Source organism: Streptomyces sp. NPDC086554 (genome assembly GCF_040686095.1).
Classification (GTDB): Bacteria; Actinomycetota; Actinomycetes; order Streptomycetales; family Streptomycetaceae; genus Streptomyces.
The window spans coordinates 279,479-297,142 of record NZ_JBFBJK010000011.1 but is presented as its reverse complement, the minus strand read 5'-3'; the positions used below and the strand labels follow the sequence as shown (position 1 = coordinate 297,142).

Here is a 17,664-nt window from a genome sequence, read left to right as displayed (position 1 = left end):
GGGGGGGGGGGGGGGGGGGGGGGGGGGGGGGGGCGGGCCCCCCCCCCCCCCCCCCCCGGGGGGGGGGGGGGGGGGGGGGGGGGGGGGGGGGGGGCCCCCCCCCCCCCCACCCCCGCTCCTCAAACGCCGGAGGGGCTGAAAACTACGCCGCCGAGCTCGATCGCGCCGCGTCCCGCTTCGCGACCTCCTCCCGGACGATCGGGATCACATGCCGGCCGAAGTCGATCGCGTCGTCCAGGAGGTCGTAGCCGCGGGCCGAGAGGATTTCGACGCCCAGGTCGTAATAGTCGAGCAGGGCCTGGGCGACCGTCTCCGGAGTGCCCACCAGGGCCGTGGAGTTGCCGGCGCCGCCGGTCTCCGCCGCGGTCGGGGTCCACAGGGCGCGGTCGTGCCGCTCGCCCGAGGCCGCCACCGCAAGGAGCCGCTGCGAGCCCGAGTTCTCGGGGTTCTTCAGCGGGTGGCGGCGGGACAGGGGAGCGCCCGCCTTGCGTGCCTTGATGCGGGCCAGCGTCGCGTGCGCCTTCTCCCAGGCCAGCTCCTCGGTCGGCGCGATGATCGGGCGGAACGCCACCTGGATCCTGGGGACGTCGGTGCGGCCCGCGGCCTTCGCCGCCGCCTTCACCGACTCGATCTGCTCGGCGGTCTGTGCCAGGGGCTCGCCCCACAGGCAGTAGATGTCGGCCTCGGCGCCCCCGGCCGCGTACGCGGCGGGCGAGGAACCCCCGAACGAGACGCGCGGATGCGGCTGTTGGACCGGGAAGGTGTCGCTGACGAAGTCCTTGAAGCGGTAGTGCGCGCCCTCGTGGTCGAAGGGCTCGTGCGAGGTCCACGCCTTCTTGATGATCTGGATGGCCTCGCGGGTGCGCGCGTACCGCTCGTCCTTGGTGAGGAAGTCGCCCTCGCGCTGCTGCTCCTGGTCGTTGCCGCCGGTGATGAAGTGCACCGCGAGGCGGCCGTCGCTGATCCGGTCCAGGGTCGCGAAGGTCTTCGCGGCGAAGGTGGGGTACGAGACGTTCGGGCGGTGCGCGACCAGGATCTGGAGCCGGTCCGTGCGGGCCGCGATATAGGCGGCCGCGGGGGAGGGGTCCGGTGAGCCGGAGCCGTACGCGAACAGGACGCGGTCCCAGCCGTGGTCCTCGTGGGCGCGGGCGAGCCTGAGCGTGTAGTCCTTGTCGAAGGAGGCGCCGGAACGCGCGGTGACTTCGGAGCCTTCGTTGGTCGCTGCGATGCCGAGGAACTCGACGGGCATGATGGAGCCTCATCTCAACTGGTCGTGGTGTGCGCTGACATGACTGACACGGCAGCAGTCAGAAACTGACGCGGAAGCAGTCAGGAGCAACACGACGCGGACCACACACGACCGAAGTCGATGTGGTCGCGGGTGACCAGCCGCAGCTGAGGGCGCATGCGCCCAGTGGAACAGCCGTCCATACAGGGCGTCAACCACGGTCGTGCGGAGGTCTGTTCCCTCCATTCGACGCCATTACTCCACGTGTTCGATTGATCGCCACGCGTGTAAATGGGCCGAGTGTATGCCTGTCGGCGAGGTCGCTGCAGAGGGTTGCTGAATATGACTCGGCGATGATTCCGGCGGACTAAGCTCGCCCGGAGCGCGGCGAGTTGAAACGAGTTGCGATAGATTCGCGCGCTTGTTCCCAGATCTGCAGATAGTTCGTATGCGTCTTCCCCTCCCAACTCCCCACAGGCTCCCCCCATTTCCCAGCATCACCCCCTAATTCCTCCCCCAAGACGAGTGTTCAGAGGGCATACATGGTGAGTGTTCAATCGCCTCCCGGTGGCCGAGAAGTCCCTTACGCACGTGTGTTGTTGCTGCCCGCCATGCTGATGGCCGCGGCAACCGGAGCCGCCGTCGCGGCGGTCACGGAACCCGCCCGCATCGCGGTCGGCTGGTGCGGTGCGGTCGCGACCCTCGTGGTCATCGCGGTCGGCGCCGAGGCGGTGCGCCGCGGCCGGTCCATCCGCGAGCTCCACGCGCAGTACGGACAGCGGGTCGCCTTCCTGGAGCGGCGCATCGCATCCCATGACGACGAGACCATCCGCCTGGGCGGGGAGATCATCCCCGAGGCCGTGTTCCGGCTCCGGCAGGGCGAAGCACCCTCGGAAGTGATCCGCCACCTTGTCGACGGTGACGAGTCCTTCGCCGAACTCCCGGAGTCACAGCGGCAGATGCTCCGCAACGTCCTGGACACCCTGGACACCGGAGAGGCGATGCGCGAGTCCTCGCAGCGCGCCTTCGTCAACATCGCCCGGCGCGTCCAGTCCATCGTCCACCAACAGTCCGCGGAACTGCGCGAGATGGAGGAGTTCCACGGCCGCAACCCCGAGGTCTTCGACGACCTGCTGCGCATCGACCACGGCACCGCGCTGATCGGCCGCCTCGCCGACTCGATCACCGTGCTCGGCGGCGCCCGCCCCGGACGCCAATGGCCCAAGCCCGTACCGCTGTACAGCGTGTTGCGCGGCGCCATGTCGCGGATCCTCGAGTACCAGCGCGTCGATCTGCACTCGATCGCCAAGATCGCCATCCGCGGCACCTCGGTCGAACCGCTCATCCACGCCTGCGCCGAGCTGCTCGACAACGCCACCCGCTACTCGCCGCCGCAGACCCGCGTCCATGTGACCGCCGTCGAGGTGCAGACAGGCATCGCGATCGAGATCGAGGACGGCGGCGTCAGCCTCAGCGAGGAGGCCAGGGCGCGGGCCGAGCGCATGCTCGCCCAGGCCCAGGCCGGCATCGACCTGAACGACCTCGGTGAGACCCCGCGCCTGGGCATGGCCGTCGTGGGCCGACTCTCGCAGATGTACAACCTGCAGGTCTCGCTGCGGCAGTCCGCGTACGGCGGGGTCCGCGCGGTCCTCATCGTCCCGCGCGAGATGATCAGCACCGGGCCCGCGCCCGGCCTCGCGCACGGCATCGGAGCCTCCGCGGTGCCCCGGGTGAACGCGAACGGCGAGCCCATCAAGGAGCCCCACGGCATCCGGCGCAAGAAGCCCCGCGTCATGACGGCGGGACCGCCGCTCTCGAAGTCACAACTCACCGCGGCCATGGAGGACGACGTCCCCGAGGTCACCGAGTGGACGTCGAACGGTCTGCCGCAGCGCCGCAGCCGGGTCCGCACATCGTTCAGCCAGCGGGTCGCCCAGGAGGCCGAGGACGCGAAGTACGCGGCCCAGGCCGCGCAGTACGCCAAGCCCCCGACGACACCGGTCGTACCCGAACCGGTGAAGAAGAAGGAGGAGAAGGAGCCCGGTCTGTGGATCGAGGCCTTCATGAAGGGCGTCAAGGGCGACGAGACCACCGCCGGCGATCCGCCGCCCCCCGGGGACCACACCGAGAACGACCACGGCAACGCCGACAACGCCGACGAGGGGGGCTGGAAGTGATCCAGCAACGGGCCAATTTCGACTGGATGCTCAAGGAGCTCGCCGACGGGGTGCCGCAGACCCGGCAGATCGTGGTGCTCTCCGCGGACGGTCTGCGGATCGCGCGCTACGGCGGCGACCCCGACGGAGCCGACCGGATCGCCGCCGCCTGCGCGGGACTTCAGTCCCTGGCCGCCGCCGTCGCCACCGAGATCCCGCACAGCGAAGGCGGGATGCGCATGGTGATCATCGAGATCGACGGCGGCTACTTCTACATGATGGCCGCGGGCGCCGGTGCCTATCTGGCCGTCCTCGCGGAGGAGACCGTGGACGCGGGCCTCATCGGGAACCGCATGCGGGACCTGGTCGTCCGGATCGGCGCCCATCTGACGAGCCCGCCCCGGCGAGACGGGCAGGCCGTATGACTCCTCCGCAAGGCGACCCTCCTGCCCACGGCGACGACCCTCCCCGGCGTGTACGGCGCAGCCCGGAGAACCCCGAGCGGCTCTACACCATCACGGGCGAGGACACGGAACGGGCGCCGATCGACCTGGTCACCCTGATCGTCGCGCACGGCGAGGCGGCCCCCGCGGCGCAGCCGGAGCACTCCGTCGTACTGCGGTTATGCAAGCAGCCGCTGTCCGTCGCCGAGCTTTCGGCCTATCTGGCGCTGCCGTTCAGCGTGGTGACGATTCTGCTGACGAGGATGCTCGCCGTCGACCTCGTACAGGCGCGCGAGCCGATCGTCCGCTCCACGCTCCCCGACCGTTCCCTCCTCGAAGCGGTGATGCATGGACTTCAGAAACTCTGAGAACACCGACACGATCACCGGACCCAGCAGCGAGGACGTGCTGCCGCACACGGCCACGGCCGCGGTGAAGGTCGTGATCGTGGGCGGGTTCGGGGTCGGCAAGACGACGATGGTCGGTTCGGTCAGCGAGATCAGGCCGCTGACCACCGAAGAGACCATGACCCAGGCCGGTATCGGCGTGGACGACAACTACGGCTCCGAGTCCAAGACGGCCACGACCGTGGCGATGGACTTCGGCCGGATCAGCATCTCCGAAGAGCTGGTGCTCTATCTGTTCGGCACCCCGGGCCAGGAGCGCTTCTGGTTCCTGTGGAACGGGCTCTTCGAAGGCGCGCTCGGCGCCGTCGTCCTCATCGACACCCGGCGCCTGGAGGTCAGCTTCGACGTGATCGGCCGCCTCGAGGAGCGCGGAGTGCCCTTCGTCGTCGCGGTCAACGACTTTCCCGACGCGCCGCAGCACGCGATCCCGGCGCTGCGTGGCGCCCTCGACCTGGACGAGGCGGTGCCGATCGTGAAGTGCGACGCCCGGCAGCGCGTGTCGAGCCGGGACACCCTGCTGACCCTCATGCGGTATCTGCACTCCCTGACCGTGGCCCGCGTCTGACCCTCATCTCATCCGCAACCCCGGAGCGACGAACGTGACGACCCCATCCCACTCCCACCCCGGCACGGACGACCCGTCCCTGCCGCCCCCCGGCTGCCCCGCCCACGGCCTCGGACCCGGCGGCCTGCGCCGCCTCTACGGTCCCGAGGCGGATACCGACCTCGCAGGCGTGTACGAGAAGCTGCGTGCCGAACACGGTGCGGTGGCCCCGGCCCTGCTGCACAACGACGTACCGATCTGGGCGGTCCTCGGCCACAGCGAGAACCTCCACATGGTGCGCACCCCCTCGCAGTACACCCGCGACTCGCGCCAGTGGCGGGCCGTCCTGGACGGCTCCATGGGCCCCGACAACCCGCTCGCCCCCGTCGTCACCTGGCAGCCCATGGCCACCTTCGCGGAGGGCGCCGAGCACGAGCGGCTGCGCGGAGCGGTCACCGGCGCCATGGGAGGCCTCGACCACCGGGGCATCCGCCGCTACATCAACCGCTACAGCAACCTCCTGCTCAACGACATCTGCCAGGACGGCAGGGCCGACCTCGTGAGCGGGTACGCCGAGCATCTGCCGATGATGGTCATGTGCCATGTCCTCGGCATGCCCGAGGAGTACAACGAGCGGATGGTGCAGGCCGTCCGCGACATGATCAGGGGCACCGAGACCGCCATCGCCAGCAACGCGTACATCATGGAGGCGCTGATGCGCCTGGTGGCGCGGCGCCGGGCGAAGGCGGAGGAGGACTTCACCAGCAACCTCATGGCCCAGCCCGCGCAGCTCACGGACGACGAGGTCGCAGCGCATCTGCGGCTCGTGCTCTGCGCCGCGTACGAGGCGACGGTCAACCTCATCTCCAACGCCCTGCGGATGGTCCTCACCGACCCGCGCTTCCGTGCCCAGCTCAGCGGCGGCCAGATGACCGTCCCGGAGGCGGTCGAGCAGTCCCTGTGGGACGAGCCGCCGTTCAGCGCCATGGTCGGCTACTTCGCCAAGCAGGACACGCAGCTCGGCGGCCAGCAGATCAAGGCGGGCGACGGTCTGATCTTCGGCATCGCGCCGGGCAACGTGGACCCTGTCGTACGCCCGGATCTCGCCGCCAACATGCAGGGCAACCGCTCCCATCTGGCGTTCGGCGGCGGTCCGCACGAGTGCCCGGGGCAGGACATCGGGCGCGCCATCGCCGACACCGGCGTCGACGCGCTCCTGATGCGCTTCCCTGATGTGGAACTCGCCGTCGAGGAACACGAGTTGAGGTGGAACTCGTCGATCCTCTCGCGGCATCTGGTGTCGCTGCCGGTGCATTTCGCACCCCGGCCGCCGCAGGATGTGACGGCCCGGCCGATGGCGAAGGTGCCGGGGCCGCGCAACGACTGGCAGGTGTCGTCCCCGGCGCCCCGGCCCGCCCAGCCGGCGCCGGTCGTGCCCCAGCCCGCGCCGACGCCGCCCGCACCGGAGCCGGTGGCCGCGACCGTGCCGCGCCAGGGCGCGTGGCGGCGCTTCGTCACCTGGTGGCGGGGTTACTGACCCCCCGCTTTCCCCTGCCAGGTGTCGTACGCGGTCCAGGCGCCGAGCTCGCGCGCGCTGACGAAGCGGTGCTCGGCGCCCGTGACGGGGTCGGTGAACTCCAGGACGCGGGAGAGGAGTTGGAGGGGCCGCCGGAAATCGTCCGGCGGCACGGGCCCCTGTACCACGGGGTAGATCGGATCGCCGAGGATCGGAAGCCCCAGGGCGCTCATGTGGACGCGCAGCTGGTGGGTGCGGCCGGTGTGCGGGGTCAGTCGGTAGCGGGCCAACTCGCCGTTGTGCTCGGCGAGTTGGATCTCGCTCTCGCTGTTCGGCTCGGCGTCCGGGACCTCGTAGGCGGCGATGACGCCGCGTTCCTTGATGATGTGGCTGCGTACGGTGCGGGGGAGTTCGGCCGCCGGGTCGTACGCCGCCACGGCCTCGTACTCCTTGCGTACCCGTCGCTCGCCGAACAGCGTCTGGTAGGCGCCGCGTTCGGCGGGCCGCACGGTGAACAGGATCAGGCCCGCGGTGAGTCGGTCAAGGCGGTGCGCGGCGCCGAGCGTGGGCAGGCCGAGCTCCGTGCGGAGCCGGGCGAGCGCCGTCTCGGTGACATGGCTGCCGCGGGGTGTGGTGGCGAGGAAATGCGGCTTGTCGGCGACGACGATGTGCTCGTCGCGGTAGACGACGTCGATGGCGTACGGCACCGGGACCTCGTCCGGCAGATCGCGTTGGAACCACACGAAGGCGCCGGGCGCGTAGGGCGCGTCCGGTGCCACCGGTACGCCGTCGGCCCCGATGATCCGCCCGTCCCGCAGCATCCCGTCGATCACTCCCGGCCCGGCCTTGAGCCGTGCCACGAGGTGATCCCGCACGGTCGCCCACGCCCCGTCGGCCGGCAGCTTGACCCGCACGGGGTCGACGCCGCGGCGCTGGGGCAGGGGAGAGGGCGGGATGCGGGGCTTGCGGGTCACAGGTTGAAGGGTACGGGGGCTGGCGGGGCGCCTACCGGGTGCGAGGTTGCTTCGTGCGTGGCCCGGCAGCTTCGGCTCGCGCAAGACTTTCCCGCCCACCCACCCGAATCCCGGGGTCAGGCGTCAGCTGTCGTCCTTGACCCGCGCATGCAGATGCATGTCATGCCAGCCGTCCGCGTGGAGGACCGCGCTGCGTTTGGTGCCCTCCGGCTCGAAGCCCGTCTTGAGGGCCACCCGGCACGATGCCTCGTTGGCCACGGAGTGGGTGAGTTCGAGGCGGTGCAGGCCCACCTCGTCGAAGGCCCAGCGCGACAGCGCGGTCAGGGCGCGCGGGGCGATGCCACGGCCGCGGGCCGACGGCATGGTCCAGTAGGCGACTTCGGCCTGTCCGTCGGCGAGCACGATCAGGCGCAGCGCGATCCGGCCCACCAGCTCGTCCGTGGCGGCGTCGGTGATCGCCCAGTACGCGTCCTTCTCCTCGGACCAGGCCTTGCGCCAGCCGTCGATCCAGCCCCGGGTCTCGTCGACCGACTCGGCGTCCCGCGCGTGCCAGCGCTGTATCAGTGGGTCCTGGAACGCCTCGTACACGGCGGGCGCGTCATCGGGCGACCAGGGTCGGATGACGAGGCCGCCGGGGACGGGGATGGTGGGCTGTGCCTGCCGGGTGAGCGTCCCTGCTGCGACTACGTCAGAGATCTTGAAGGGCATGGGCTCATCGTGACAGCGGGCCGATGATGAGGGGACTGGTTTTCGGCACAGGCCCCGCGACGGGCCCCGTAGGGGGCGCGGGGAACTGCGCGACCAGCCCCCACCGGCGGGCGGACGAGAGAGGCCCCGTCCCGCCCCAGCCAAGCGCCCCGCTAAGCAGCTGCTTCCTGCTCAGCCTCCACCTGCGCATTCCACTCCCGCTTCGACGCCTGCCACCCATCCTCATTGTGACCGAGCCGCCAATACCCGGAGATGGAAAGCCGCTCGCGCGGCACCTCGCGCTCCACGCGCAGATAGCGGCGCAGCTCCTTCACGAAGCCCGCCTCGCCGTGCACGAACGCCTGCAGGTCGCCGTCCGGGAACTTCAGCGAGCGCACCGCTTCGACCAGGGCCTCGCCGACGGGGCGCTGACCGCGGTGCAGCCACTCGATGTCCGCGGACGATTCGACCTTCTGCTCCTCGTCCGCGTCGCCGACCTCCACGAACGCGTACGCCTTGGCCCCCTCGGGCAGCGCCTCGAGCGCGGCGGCGATCGCGGGCAGCGCGCTCTCGTCACCGGCGAGGAGGTGCCAGTCGGCCGCGGCGTCGGGGGCGTAACCGCCGCCCGGGCCGAGGAAGCGCACCGTGGCGCCGGGCTGTACCCGCTGGGCCCACGGCCCGGCCAGGCCCTCGTCGCCGTGGATGACGAAGTCGAGGGCCAGCTCGCGGGCCTGCGGGTCCCACCGGCGGACCGTGTACGTACGCGTCACGGGCCACTGGTCGCGCGGGAACTCTTCACGGATCCGCTGGATGTCGAAGGGCTCCGGATACGTCGCGCCCTCGGCCGGGAAGAGCAGTTTCACGTAGTGATCCGTGGAATCGCCCGCCGTGAACTCGGCGAGGCCGTCGCCGCCGAGGACCACGCGCTGCATGTGTGGGGTGAGGCGCTCGGTACGCACGACCTGTGCCTGGTGAGTCTTCGGTGCTTTGCGTGCAGGACGTTCTGCCATGGCGGCGGCCTCCCCTGATCCAATGTTGCTTAGGCTTACCTAAGCTAACACCTCACCCTTGGAGTGTGGTGAGCAATCGCTGGAGCGCGCCGCCCAGTCCCCACCGCGCCGCGAGCTCGTCCAGGGCCGCGGGATCGCGGGGCTCGTTCGGCAGGGTGAGGTCGATGTCCGGCAGCGGCACGTCGTCCGCGACGCGGACCACCGTCGGCGCGACCGCCACATAGGCCCGGGATTCGTCGAGCCGCTTGCGCTGGGAGGGCGTCAGCTTGCTCTTCGGGTCGTCCACGGCGGCCATGATTCCGGCCAGATTTCCGTACGCGTCGAGGAGCTTGGCCGCGGTCTTCTCGCCGATGCCGGGCACGCCGGGCAGCCCGTCGCTCGGGTCGCCGCGCAGCAGCGCCAGGTCGACATAGCCGCCGCCGTCCACGCCGTACTTCTCCCGCAGCCAGTCCTCGTCCGTGAGCTGGAGGCTGCCGACGCCCTTGAGGGGATAGAGGACGCGGATGCCGCGCTCGTCGTCGACCAGCTGATAGAGGTCGCGGTCGCCGGTGACGATGTCGACGGGGCCGGTGGCCCGGGCGGCGTACGAACCGATCACGTCGTCGGCCTCGTACGCGGCCACGCCCACGCGTGCGATGCCGAGCGCGTCCAGGACGTCCTCGATGACCGGGACCTGCGGCGAGAGCGTGTCCGGGGTCTCCTCGGCGTCCGGGCCCTGCTCGACCTCCTCGGCGACGCGATGCGCCTTGTACGAGGGGATCAGCTCGACCCGCCAGTGCGGGCGCCAGTCCGCGTCCCAGCACGCGACCAGGTCGTCGGGGCGGTGGTCCTGGACGAGCCGGGCGATGAAGTCGAGCAGACCGCGCACCGCGTTGACCGGGGTGCCATCCGGGGCCTTCACGGAATCGGGGACCCCGAAATAGGCGCGGTAGTACAGAGAAGCCGTGTCGAGCAGCATGAGCCGTCGCGTTTGCTGAGTCACGTTCGCATCATGCCGCACGGCACTGACAGCGCGCGGTCTGTTGCGTATCGCGCTGTGCGGTGCAGAACGTGCAACAAATGTGAACTGGAACACGCCTGTGTTTGATTCTTGTACGCACGGGCAGGCGCGGATGCGGAGCGCTCCCGGTCGATGATTCAACTATTGCATCGGGCACGTAAGCGGGCGGAACCCGCGTCGCTCCACGGCCCGCCGGCGGGGGAGGCGGGCCGTTGTGGTTCAACCCGAGAGGTGTATGTGTCCAGGCTGCAAGCCGAGCACTTGTACAAGGTGTTCGGCAGACGACCCGCTGACGCGGTGGAGAAACTCCGCCACGGAACCGACCGCGATGAGCTGCGCGCCGAAGGCACCACTGCCGCGGTGATCGACGCCTCCTTCACGGTCGAGCCGGGCCAGATCTTCGTCGTCATGGGTCTCTCCGGATCCGGCAAGTCCACGTTGTTGCGCATGCTCAACGGTCTGTCGGAACCAACGGCCGGACAGGTGCTCTTCGACGGACAGGATCTGACCGGGCTGAGCGCCCGTGAGCTGCGCGAGGTGCGCTCCAAGAAGATCAGCATGGTCTTCCAGCACTTCGCCCTCTTCCCGCACCGCAGCGTCCTGGAGAACGCCGGTTACGGCCTTGAGGTGCAGGGCGTGCCGCGCGCCGAGCGCGAGGAGCGCGCCACGGTCGCGCTCGAACTCGCAGGACTGAAGGGCTGGGAGAAGTCCTGGCCCGACGAGCTGTCCGGCGGTATGCAGCAGCGCGTGGGCCTGGCCCGCGCCCTTGCCACCGACGCCGACCTGCTCCTCATGGACGAGTCGTTCAGCGCGCTCGACCCGCTGATCCGCCGCGACATGCAGGACCAGCTCCTCGAACTCCAGAAGCGGCTGAAGAAGACCATCGTCTTCATCACCCACGACCTGAACGAGGCCATGCGCCTGGGCGACCAGATCGCCGTCATGCGCGACGGCCGCATCGTCCAGATCGGCACCGCCGAGGACATCCTCGTGACCCCGGCCAACGACTACGTCGCGTCGTTCACGCAGGACGTCGACCGGGCCCGCGTGCTCACGGCGGGCGCGATCATGGACGAGCCCGAGACCGCCTTCGGTACGAAGACGGCCGACGGGAAGGAACTGCAGACCGCATCGGACGTGCTCGCCGCCGCCCCCGCCACCGTCACGGCGGACACCCCGATCATCGAGCTGTTCACGCCGTGCTCCACCAGCAGCGTCGCCGTGGCCGTCACCGACGGCGAGGGTGAGCTCATCGGTGTCGTACCGAGTGAGCGGCTGCTCGCCGTGCTCGGCGAGCCGATGCCCTCGACGGAGGCCTCGGCGGAGGAGAGCAAGGTGATCGCCAGTGCCTAGGATCCACATCGGCGACTGGGTCGCCTCCGGAGTCGACTGGCTGCGCGACAACTGCGAGTGGCTCTTCGACTTCATCAAGCTGGTCGTCGGGAACGCCTACGACGGCGTCAACGCCGTCCTCACCTCGCCCGAACCGCTGATCCTCATCGGCATCTTCGCCGTGCTCGCCTTCTGGCTGCGCGGGCTCCTCGCCGCCGTGGCGACGTTCGCGGGATTCGCGCTGATCGACTCGATCGAGCAGTGGGAACCGGCGATGAACACGCTGTCCCTCGTGCTCGTCTCCTGCGTGATCATCTTTGTGTTCGCGCTGCCGATCGGCATCTGGGCGGCCAAGAACCGCACCGTCAGCGGTCTGATACGCCCGGTGCTCGACTTCATGCAGACCATGCCCGCCATGGTCTATCTGATCCCGGGCATCTTCTTCTTCGGCGTCGGCCCGGTCCCCGGCATGGTCGCGACCATCGTGTTCGCGATGCCGCCGGCCGTCCGCCTCGCCGAGCTCGGCATCCGGCAGGTCGACGAGGAACTGATCGAGGCCGCCGAGGCGTTCGGCACGCACCCGCGCAACACGCTGTGGCGCGTCCAGCTCCCCCTTGCCCTGCCCACGATCATGGCGGGCGTCAATCAGGCGATCATGCTCGCCCTGTCGATGGTGGTCGTCGCCGGCATGGTCGGCGGTGGCGGTCTCGGCTCCACCGTGTACGACGGCATCAGCTCGGTCGACGTCGCGCTCGGCTTCGAGGGCGGTATCGCGGTGGTCATCCTCGCGATGTACCTGGACCGCATGACCGGCGCCCTCAACCAGCGCGTCTCGCCACTCGGCCGGCGCGCCCTGGCCAAGGCCAACTCCGCGCTCGGTGGCCTGAAGATCATGCAGTGGAAGCCGGCCACGCCGGTCGCCATGGTCGGTGTCCTGGTCCTGGCGCTGGTCGCCGGCGGCCTGAACATCTTCGGCAACGACGACGAGGGCCCCAAGGTCTCCGCGAACGTCGGCCAGGGCCGCACGATCAAGATGGGCTACATCGACTGGCCCGAGGGCACCGCCTCCACGTACCTGTGGAAGAACGTCCTCGAGCAGCGTGGCTTCAAGCCCGATGTGAAGGCCCTCGAAGTGGGCGCCCTCTACAACGGCCAGGCGCAGGGCAGCATCGACGTGCAGACCAACTCCTGGCTGCCGGCCACGCACGCCCCGTACTGGAGCAAGTACAAGAACCAGCTCGAGGACTACGGCAGCTGGTACGAGCCGACCTCGCTCGAGATCGCGGTGCCCAAGTACGTCAAGGGCGTCAAGACGCTCGACGACCTCAAGGGCAAGAGCGACCTCTTCAAGGGCAAGATCTACGGCATCGAGCCCGGCGCCGGTGAGACGAAGCTCTACGAGGACAAGGTCCAGCGCGACTACGGCCTCAAGGGCGAGTACGAGCTGGTCAAGTCCAACACCTCGGCGATGCTCGCCCAGCTCGACCGCGCGTACGCGAAGAAGGAGCCCATCGCGGTCACGCTCTGGTCGCCGCACTGGGCGTACGACAAGTACGAGCTGACCAAGCTGAAGGACCCCAAGGGCTCCTTCGGTTCGGGCGACGGCATCCACACCCTCGGCCGCAAGGGCTTCGCCGAGAAGGAGCCGCAGGTCGCGCAGTGGCTGAAGGACTTCAAGCTCAGCGAGGGGCAGCTGACCTCCCTCGAGGGCGAGATTCAGGACGCAGGCAAGGGCAAGCAGGACCAGGGCGTCAAGGCCTGGATGAAGAAGAACCCGGGCATCGTCGACAAGATGGCTCCGGTCGCCAAGGCCACGTACGAGAAGGGCAAGCAGGCCGGCGCCGCGCCGAACATCGGCTACCCGGCGTGGGACGAGGGCATCGCCGCCACGTACCTGTGGAAGAACGTCCTGGAGAAGCGCGGCTACAAGCCGAAGACCACCAAGCTCGACGTCGGCCCGCTGTTCACCGGTCTCTCCACCGGCCAGGTCGACTTCGAACTCGACGGCTGGCTGCCGGTCGCGCAGAAGCAGTACTGGGAGAAGTACAAGAAGGATCTCGTCGACGTCGGGGCCTGGTACGACAAGACGACGCTCGAGGTTGCGGTCCCGTCCTACGTCAAGGGCGTGAAGACCATGGACGATCTGCGCAAGAACAAGGACAAGTTCAAGGGCAGGATCGTCGGCATCGAGCCGGGCACCGGCCAGATGACGCGTCTCAAGGACAAGGTCATGCCGGCCTACGGTCTGGACGACTTCAACCTGACCAGCGCGGGCACGAGTCCGATGCTCGCCGAGCTGGAGCGCGCGTACGCGAAGAAGGAGCCGGTCGCGGTCGTGCTCTGGTCGCCGCACTGGGCGTACAACAAGTACGACCTCACGCGCCTCGAGGACCCCAAGAAGACCTGGGGTGCCAACAACCAGATCAAGACGCTGGCCAACAAGGGCTTCCCGAAGAAGTACTCGGAGCTCAACGGCTGGCTGAAGAACTGGCACATGAGCCCTGACGAGCTGATGAGTCTCGAGCAGGCCGTCCAGAAGGCCGGCAAGGGCAAGGAAGAAGCCGGCGTGCAGAAGTGGGTCGAGGCCCACCCGGGCATCGTCGACAAGATGGCCCCGGTGAAGTAGCCGGAGCAGCAGCACAGTTGAGCCCCGCCGACGGCAGCGTGCCGTCGGCGGGGTGGGACGTGCCGTGTGGCGCATCCCACCCCGCCTTCCGTACCGGTCGACGGGGCGAGTCCCTAACCTCGGTGAGGTTCCCGCCAACCCCGGTGAGTTCCCGCCGCCCGTTCACGTCATCCCACGTGAACCTCCCTGTGAGCCCCTTCCCCGTGACCGTCACCCGCTCCTTCCGGGCCCTGCCGCTCCTGGTCGCCCTGGTCCTGGCCCTCATCGGGGTGCTGCTCATCTCGCGCATGCCGACCGCGAGCGCGGCCCCCGCGTCCGCGGGCACCGCACGGCTCGCCGCGCTGGCCGGTGACGTGCGCGCCGCCGACGGGCACCGCTACGACGCCAGGGACGACACCGGCCGCACCATGGACGCCGCGCAGATCACCCAGCGCTCCGACGGCACGTATCTGGCCGTCTACCACACGCTTCTGGGCGACGGCCGCTTCCACGCCGCCGTCGCCACCTCCGCCGATCTGCGGCACTGGCAGCGCCGCCACGACTTCGGGCCCGGCACCCATCAGGCGTCCCTCGCCGGTGACGGGCGCGGTGGATATGTCCTCGCGTACGAGAAGGACCCGAAGAACCACATCGCGGTGCGCGCGTACGCCCACGAGGAGGCGCTGCTCGACGGGCGCGCGGCACGGGCCTACGACGCGCCGCGCACCCTCTCGCGGTGCGCGGAGGGCACGCCCGCCATCACCGCCGTACACGGCGACACCGTCGAGCTCACCGGGCACTACCGCGCCGACTGCGACACCGACCGCCAGCTGCGCGCCACGCTCACCGGCTTCCGGCACTGGGAGGCGACGCCGGACCGGAGGCTCGACCGGGCCCTGCAGACGTGGGGCAACAGCGGGAACCTCGGCGACCGGGCGCCCGTCGATCTTGACGGGCGGCGGGTGCTCCTCGTCGAGGGGCAGCGGTGGCGCGGCGACTTCGGGAGCTGGCGGACCTACGCCTACGACCCCGCGAGCGGCACCGCGGACCGCCTCGCCATCCGTACGCACGGCGGCAGCAGCGCCTTCGCCAACCCTTCGGCGACGCTCCTGACCGATCCTCAAGGGCGGCCTGCTTTGCTGGTCAGTCTCTTCATTCCGGGGGAAGGGGCGGCTCCCGGAGAGGCGGGGCAGCTTATCTACTGGCGCAAGCTGTAGGCGGCGGTCCTGGCAACGGGGCGAAACCGTTTGGCGAACATGCGTAGGGTGCAGAAAACCCAACAGGGTTGAGAGTGGACCGACGCGCAGAAGGGAGCCGAGGCGATGGACGAGCAGAAGGAAACCCTCCGAGTGGGCTCGGCCGTGCGGCGCCGCCGCCGGCAGCTGGAGCTCACCCTCGCCGTGGTGGCCGAGCGCAGCGGTCTCTCGGTGCCTTTTCTGAGCCAGGTCGAGAACGAGCGGGCGCGGCCCAGCAGGCGTTCCCTGCAGCGCGTCGCCGACGCCCTGCTGACCACCGACGTCGAACTGCTCGCCGCCGCCGACCCCGCCTGCACGGTCGACCTGGTGCGTGCCGACGAGGGCGACGGCGAGGGTTCGTCGCCCGACGCCCGCGTCCGCACGCTGGTGCGCGGCCACCATCAGCTGCACGCGATCGAGTTCACCGGGGACCACGACGAGGGGCGCGAATTCCAGCACCGCAACGACGAGTTGATGTACGTCGTGGGCGGCGCCGTCGAGGTCGAGGCGGAGGGCAGGGCGCACCGGCTCGGCCGCGGCGACAGCCTGTATCTGACCGGCGGGGTGCGCCACCGCTGGCGGGCGACCGTGCCCGACAGCCAGGTCCTCGTCGTGGCGGTCGCCGACCACATCGAGGCCACGGACGCCCGGCGCTGAGGAGGCCCTTTCGTGCCCGGAATGCGGGTCGTCTCGCTCGTGCCGTCGCTGACCGAGGCGGTCGCCGTCACGCTGCCGGGCGCCCTTGTGGGGGCCACGGAGTGGTGCAGCCATCCGGCGGACCTGGACGTGGTCCGCGTCGGCGGCACCAAGAACCCTGACGTACGCGGCATCGTCGCGCTCGCCCCGGACCTGGTGATCGCCAACGAGGAGGAGAACCGCGCCCCCGACCTCGCGGAGCTGCGGGCGGCGGGGATCGAGGTGCTCGTGACGGAGGTGCGCGATCTGCCGGGCGCCTTCCGGGAGCTGGCCCGGGTGCTGGCCGCCTGCGGGTCGGGGCGGCCGCGGTGGCTCGACGAGGCGGAAGGGGCGTGGGCGCGGCTTCCGGCGCCGGAGGTCAGGCAGCGGGCGGTGATCCCGATCTGGCGGCGCCCCTGGATGGTCCTGGGCCGCGACACATTCGCCGGTGATCTGCTGCGGCGCCTGGGCGTCGACAACACGTACGCGACCCACACCGAACGCTATCCGCGCATCCCGCTGGAGGAGCTGCGGGCCGCGGCGCGCGACCTGGTGGTCCTGCCCGACGAGCCGTACCGCTTCACGCGCGATGACGGCCCCGAGTCGTTCCCCGTCCCCGCGGCGCTGGTCAGCGGCCGCCATCTGACCTGGTACGGGCCGTCGTTGGGGGAGGCGCCTGCCGTTCTCAGCGGGGCGCTGCGAGCAGCTTTCCGCTGAGCAGGCCGCGCACGGTGTGGGTGAGGGCCACCGCCCAGGCTGCCACCAGGACGATGAACAGGGCGACGGCCAGCCAGTCGTACACCGCGAGGCCGGTGTGCTTGCCCAGGCCCTCGGCGCCTGTGACGCACGTACCGACGGGGAACGTGAACGCCCACCAGGTCATCGCGAAGCGCATGCCCCGGCGCCGGGCCCGCAGCACCATCGCGGCCGCGAGGGCGAGCCACAGCAGGGCGAAGCCCATCACCGGTACGCCGTAGAGCACGGCGAAGATCGCGAAGCCCTGGTCGTAGGGGGCCGGGACGACGCCGGAAGCCGCGGTGTCGGCGAACTTGTTGACCGCCGTGGTCGACTGCCCGAGCGGGCCGAGGACCAGGAAGAGGGTGGGGGTCAGCGCGAGCGGCAGGGGGCCGCCGGTCATCAGGCGGGCGAAGATCATCGGCAGCATCACCAGGGTGGCGAGCAGGCTCAGGCCGAACATCGCGAAGCAGGCGAAGAGCAGCGTCTCCTGCGCCTGTCCCGCCGGGAGATGGGGTATGAGGAGGGGGCCGAGGGCGGCGGACACCATGGGCGCCACGACGGGAAGCAGCCAGACGGGAGAGGCCTGGCCCGGCTCTATTCGGTGCCTGACCACCATCAGATACGGGATCGCCACGGCCGCCGCGAGCCCGATGACGCTGCCCGCGGTGAACAGCACGGTGTCGAGCGCGACCGCCGCGCCCGTGCCGATCCAGTCCTCGCCCACCAGGAGCGCGCCGCCGCCGACCGCGAGCAGGGCCATGGCGAGACAGCCGTAGAAGGGGGCGACGGCCGGGTCGAGGAGATGGGCGCGGGCCTGGTCGCGGTGGTGGACCCAGTGCAGGGTGCGGGCGACGAGCAGGGCGGCGAGCATCAGCAGGGAGAGCGCCCAGACGGCGGTGCAGGCGGTCCGCAGGCCGGGGATGCCGGCGGGGAGCGCCGCGCCCGCGTTGGCGATGATCGCCGTGCCCATGACGGCGGCGTACCAGTTGGGTGCGAGGTGACGGGTGGCGGGGGCGCTGCGGCGGATGCTGCGCGCGGGTGCCTGCGGGTGGGCGAGGGTGACCATGTGTCCACGGTCCTTCCTCGCCGGGTCCCCCACCAGGAGTCATGTCGC

Annotated in this window: 16 protein-coding genes; 10 read left to right on the top strand and 6 right to left on the bottom strand. The window is 70.2% G+C overall.

What is annotated here, in order from left to right; translation table 11 throughout:
- Positions 1-142: 142 nt before the first annotated feature.
- A complete protein-coding gene (locus tag AB0O76_RS20710; protein ID WP_365493040.1) occupies positions 143-1,249 on the bottom strand; it encodes an LLM class flavin-dependent oxidoreductase in 1,107 nt (368 codons plus the stop codon).
- A gap of 521 nt (positions 1,250-1,770) precedes the next feature.
- Here AB0O76_RS20710 and AB0O76_RS20705 point away from each other — a divergent pair.
- The 5 genes from AB0O76_RS20705 to AB0O76_RS20685 are packed head-to-tail and all read left to right on the top strand — an operon-like array spanning position 1,771 to position 6,315.
- Positions 1,771-3,405: an ATP-binding protein gene (locus AB0O76_RS20705; RefSeq protein WP_365493037.1), complete on the top strand. Its 1,635-nt coding sequence runs from the start codon at positions 1,771-1,773 to the stop codon at positions 3,403-3,405.
- Positions 3,402-3,809: a roadblock/LC7 domain-containing protein gene (locus AB0O76_RS20700; RefSeq protein WP_135334226.1), complete on the top strand. Its 408-nt coding sequence runs from the start codon at positions 3,402-3,404 to the stop codon at positions 3,807-3,809. The genes AB0O76_RS20705 and AB0O76_RS20700 overlap by 4 nt, the downstream gene beginning before the upstream one ends.
- Entirely contained in the window at positions 3,806-4,195 is a 390-nt protein-coding gene (locus AB0O76_RS20695) for a DUF742 domain-containing protein (RefSeq protein WP_365493033.1), read from the top strand. Before AB0O76_RS20700 ends, AB0O76_RS20695 begins: the two co-directional genes overlap by 4 nt.
- Positions 4,176-4,799 (top strand): ATP/GTP-binding protein, encoded by a 624-nt coding sequence (locus AB0O76_RS20690; protein ID WP_365493030.1) that lies wholly within the window; start codon positions 4,176-4,178, stop codon positions 4,797-4,799. Before AB0O76_RS20695 ends, AB0O76_RS20690 begins: the two co-directional genes overlap by 20 nt.
- Before the next feature lie 34 nt (positions 4,800-4,833).
- On the top strand, positions 4,834-6,315 hold the full coding sequence (locus AB0O76_RS20685; protein WP_365493027.1) for a cytochrome P450: 1,482 nt from the start codon (positions 4,834-4,836) through the stop codon (positions 6,313-6,315).
- On the opposite strand, the gene AB0O76_RS20680 is transcribed toward AB0O76_RS20685, so the two are convergent.
- The 4 genes from AB0O76_RS20680 to AB0O76_RS20665 form a co-directional block, all read right to left on the bottom strand.
- Positions 6,309-7,268 carry an RluA family pseudouridine synthase gene (locus AB0O76_RS20680; protein WP_365493024.1) on the bottom strand — a complete coding sequence of 320 codons (960 nt, stop codon included), beginning with the start codon at positions 7,266-7,268 and terminating at the stop codon, positions 6,309-6,311. The genes AB0O76_RS20685 and AB0O76_RS20680 overlap by 7 nt on opposite strands.
- A gap of 123 nt (positions 7,269-7,391) precedes the next feature.
- The gene (locus AB0O76_RS20675; protein WP_365493021.1) at positions 7,392-7,976 is read right to left on the bottom strand and encodes a GNAT family N-acetyltransferase; all 585 of its coding nucleotides are present in this window, start codon (positions 7,974-7,976) and stop codon (positions 7,392-7,394) included.
- A gap of 152 nt (positions 7,977-8,128) precedes the next feature.
- The gene (locus AB0O76_RS20670; RefSeq protein ID WP_365493018.1) at positions 8,129-8,965 is read right to left on the bottom strand and encodes a siderophore-interacting protein; all 837 of its coding nucleotides are present in this window, start codon (positions 8,963-8,965) and stop codon (positions 8,129-8,131) included.
- A gap of 52 nt (positions 8,966-9,017) precedes the next feature.
- Entirely contained in the window at positions 9,018-9,923 is a 906-nt protein-coding gene (locus AB0O76_RS20665; protein WP_365493121.1) for a 5'-3' exonuclease, read from the bottom strand.
- 279 nt (positions 9,924-10,202) lie between these two features.
- On the opposite strand from AB0O76_RS20665, the gene AB0O76_RS20660 reads away from it, so the two are divergent.
- The 5 genes from AB0O76_RS20660 to AB0O76_RS20640 all read left to right on the top strand — a co-directional run bounded on the left by AB0O76_RS20660 (position 10,203) and on the right by AB0O76_RS20640 (position 16,529).
- On the top strand, positions 10,203-11,318 hold the full coding sequence (locus AB0O76_RS20660) for a glycine betaine/L-proline ABC transporter ATP-binding protein (RefSeq protein ID WP_365493015.1): 1,116 nt from the start codon (positions 10,203-10,205) through the stop codon (positions 11,316-11,318).
- Positions 11,311-13,923, top strand: a complete 2,613-nt coding sequence (locus tag AB0O76_RS20655) for an ABC transporter permease/substrate binding protein (RefSeq protein ID WP_365493012.1) — start codon at positions 11,311-11,313, stop codon at positions 13,921-13,923. Before AB0O76_RS20660 ends, AB0O76_RS20655 begins: the two co-directional genes overlap by 8 nt.
- Before the next feature lie 176 nt (positions 13,924-14,099).
- Positions 14,100-15,119 (top strand): hypothetical protein, encoded by a 1,020-nt coding sequence (locus AB0O76_RS20650; protein WP_365493009.1) that lies wholly within the window; start codon positions 14,100-14,102, stop codon positions 15,117-15,119.
- 105 nt (positions 15,120-15,224) lie between these two features.
- Entirely contained in the window at positions 15,225-15,794 is a 570-nt protein-coding gene (locus AB0O76_RS20645; protein WP_365493006.1) for an XRE family transcriptional regulator, read from the top strand.
- Between the two features lie 21 nt (positions 15,795-15,815).
- Positions 15,816-16,529 carry a helical backbone metal receptor gene (locus tag AB0O76_RS20640; RefSeq protein WP_365493118.1) on the top strand — a complete coding sequence of 238 codons (714 nt, stop codon included), beginning with the start codon at positions 15,816-15,818 and terminating at the stop codon, positions 16,527-16,529.
- On the opposite strand, the gene AB0O76_RS20635 is transcribed toward AB0O76_RS20640, so the two are convergent.
- Positions 16,498-17,616 (bottom strand): TDT family transporter, encoded by a 1,119-nt coding sequence (locus tag AB0O76_RS20635; RefSeq protein WP_365493003.1) that lies wholly within the window; start codon positions 17,614-17,616, stop codon positions 16,498-16,500. The two genes, AB0O76_RS20640 and AB0O76_RS20635, sit on opposite strands and share 32 nt — an antisense overlap.
- Positions 17,617-17,664: the final 48 nt, after the last annotated feature.

What these genes read in the sequence shown, in the direction of transcription:
- AB0O76_RS20710 (WP_365493040.1), bottom strand. Translation starts at nt 1,249, where the DNA reads ATGCCCGTCGAGTTCCTCGGCATCGCAGCGACCAACGAAGGCTCCGAA.
- AB0O76_RS20705 (WP_365493037.1), top strand. Translation starts at nt 1,771, where the DNA reads ATGGTGAGTGTTCAATCGCCTCCCGGTGGCCGAGAAGTCCCTTACGCA.
- AB0O76_RS20695 (WP_365493033.1), top strand. Translation starts at nt 3,806, where the DNA reads ATGACTCCTCCGCAAGGCGACCCTCCTGCCCACGGCGACGACCCTCCC.
- AB0O76_RS20690 (WP_365493030.1), top strand. Translation starts at nt 4,176, where the DNA reads ATGGACTTCAGAAACTCTGAGAACACCGACACGATCACCGGACCCAGC.
- AB0O76_RS20675 (WP_365493021.1), bottom strand. Translation starts at nt 7,976, where the DNA reads ATGCCCTTCAAGATCTCTGACGTAGTCGCAGCAGGGACGCTCACCCGG.
- AB0O76_RS20670 (WP_365493018.1), bottom strand. Translation starts at nt 8,965, where the DNA reads ATGGCAGAACGTCCTGCACGCAAAGCACCGAAGACTCACCAGGCACAG.
- AB0O76_RS20665 (WP_365493121.1), bottom strand. Translation starts at nt 9,923, where the DNA reads ATGCTGCTCGACACGGCTTCTCTGTACTACCGCGCCTATTTCGGGGTC.
- AB0O76_RS20645 (WP_365493006.1), top strand. Translation starts at nt 15,225, where the DNA reads ATGGACGAGCAGAAGGAAACCCTCCGAGTGGGCTCGGCCGTGCGGCGC.
- AB0O76_RS20640 (WP_365493118.1), top strand. Translation starts at nt 15,816, where the DNA reads ATGCGGGTCGTCTCGCTCGTGCCGTCGCTGACCGAGGCGGTCGCCGTC.
- AB0O76_RS20635 (WP_365493003.1), bottom strand. Translation starts at nt 17,616, where the DNA reads ATGGTCACCCTCGCCCACCCGCAGGCACCCGCGCGCAGCATCCGCCGC.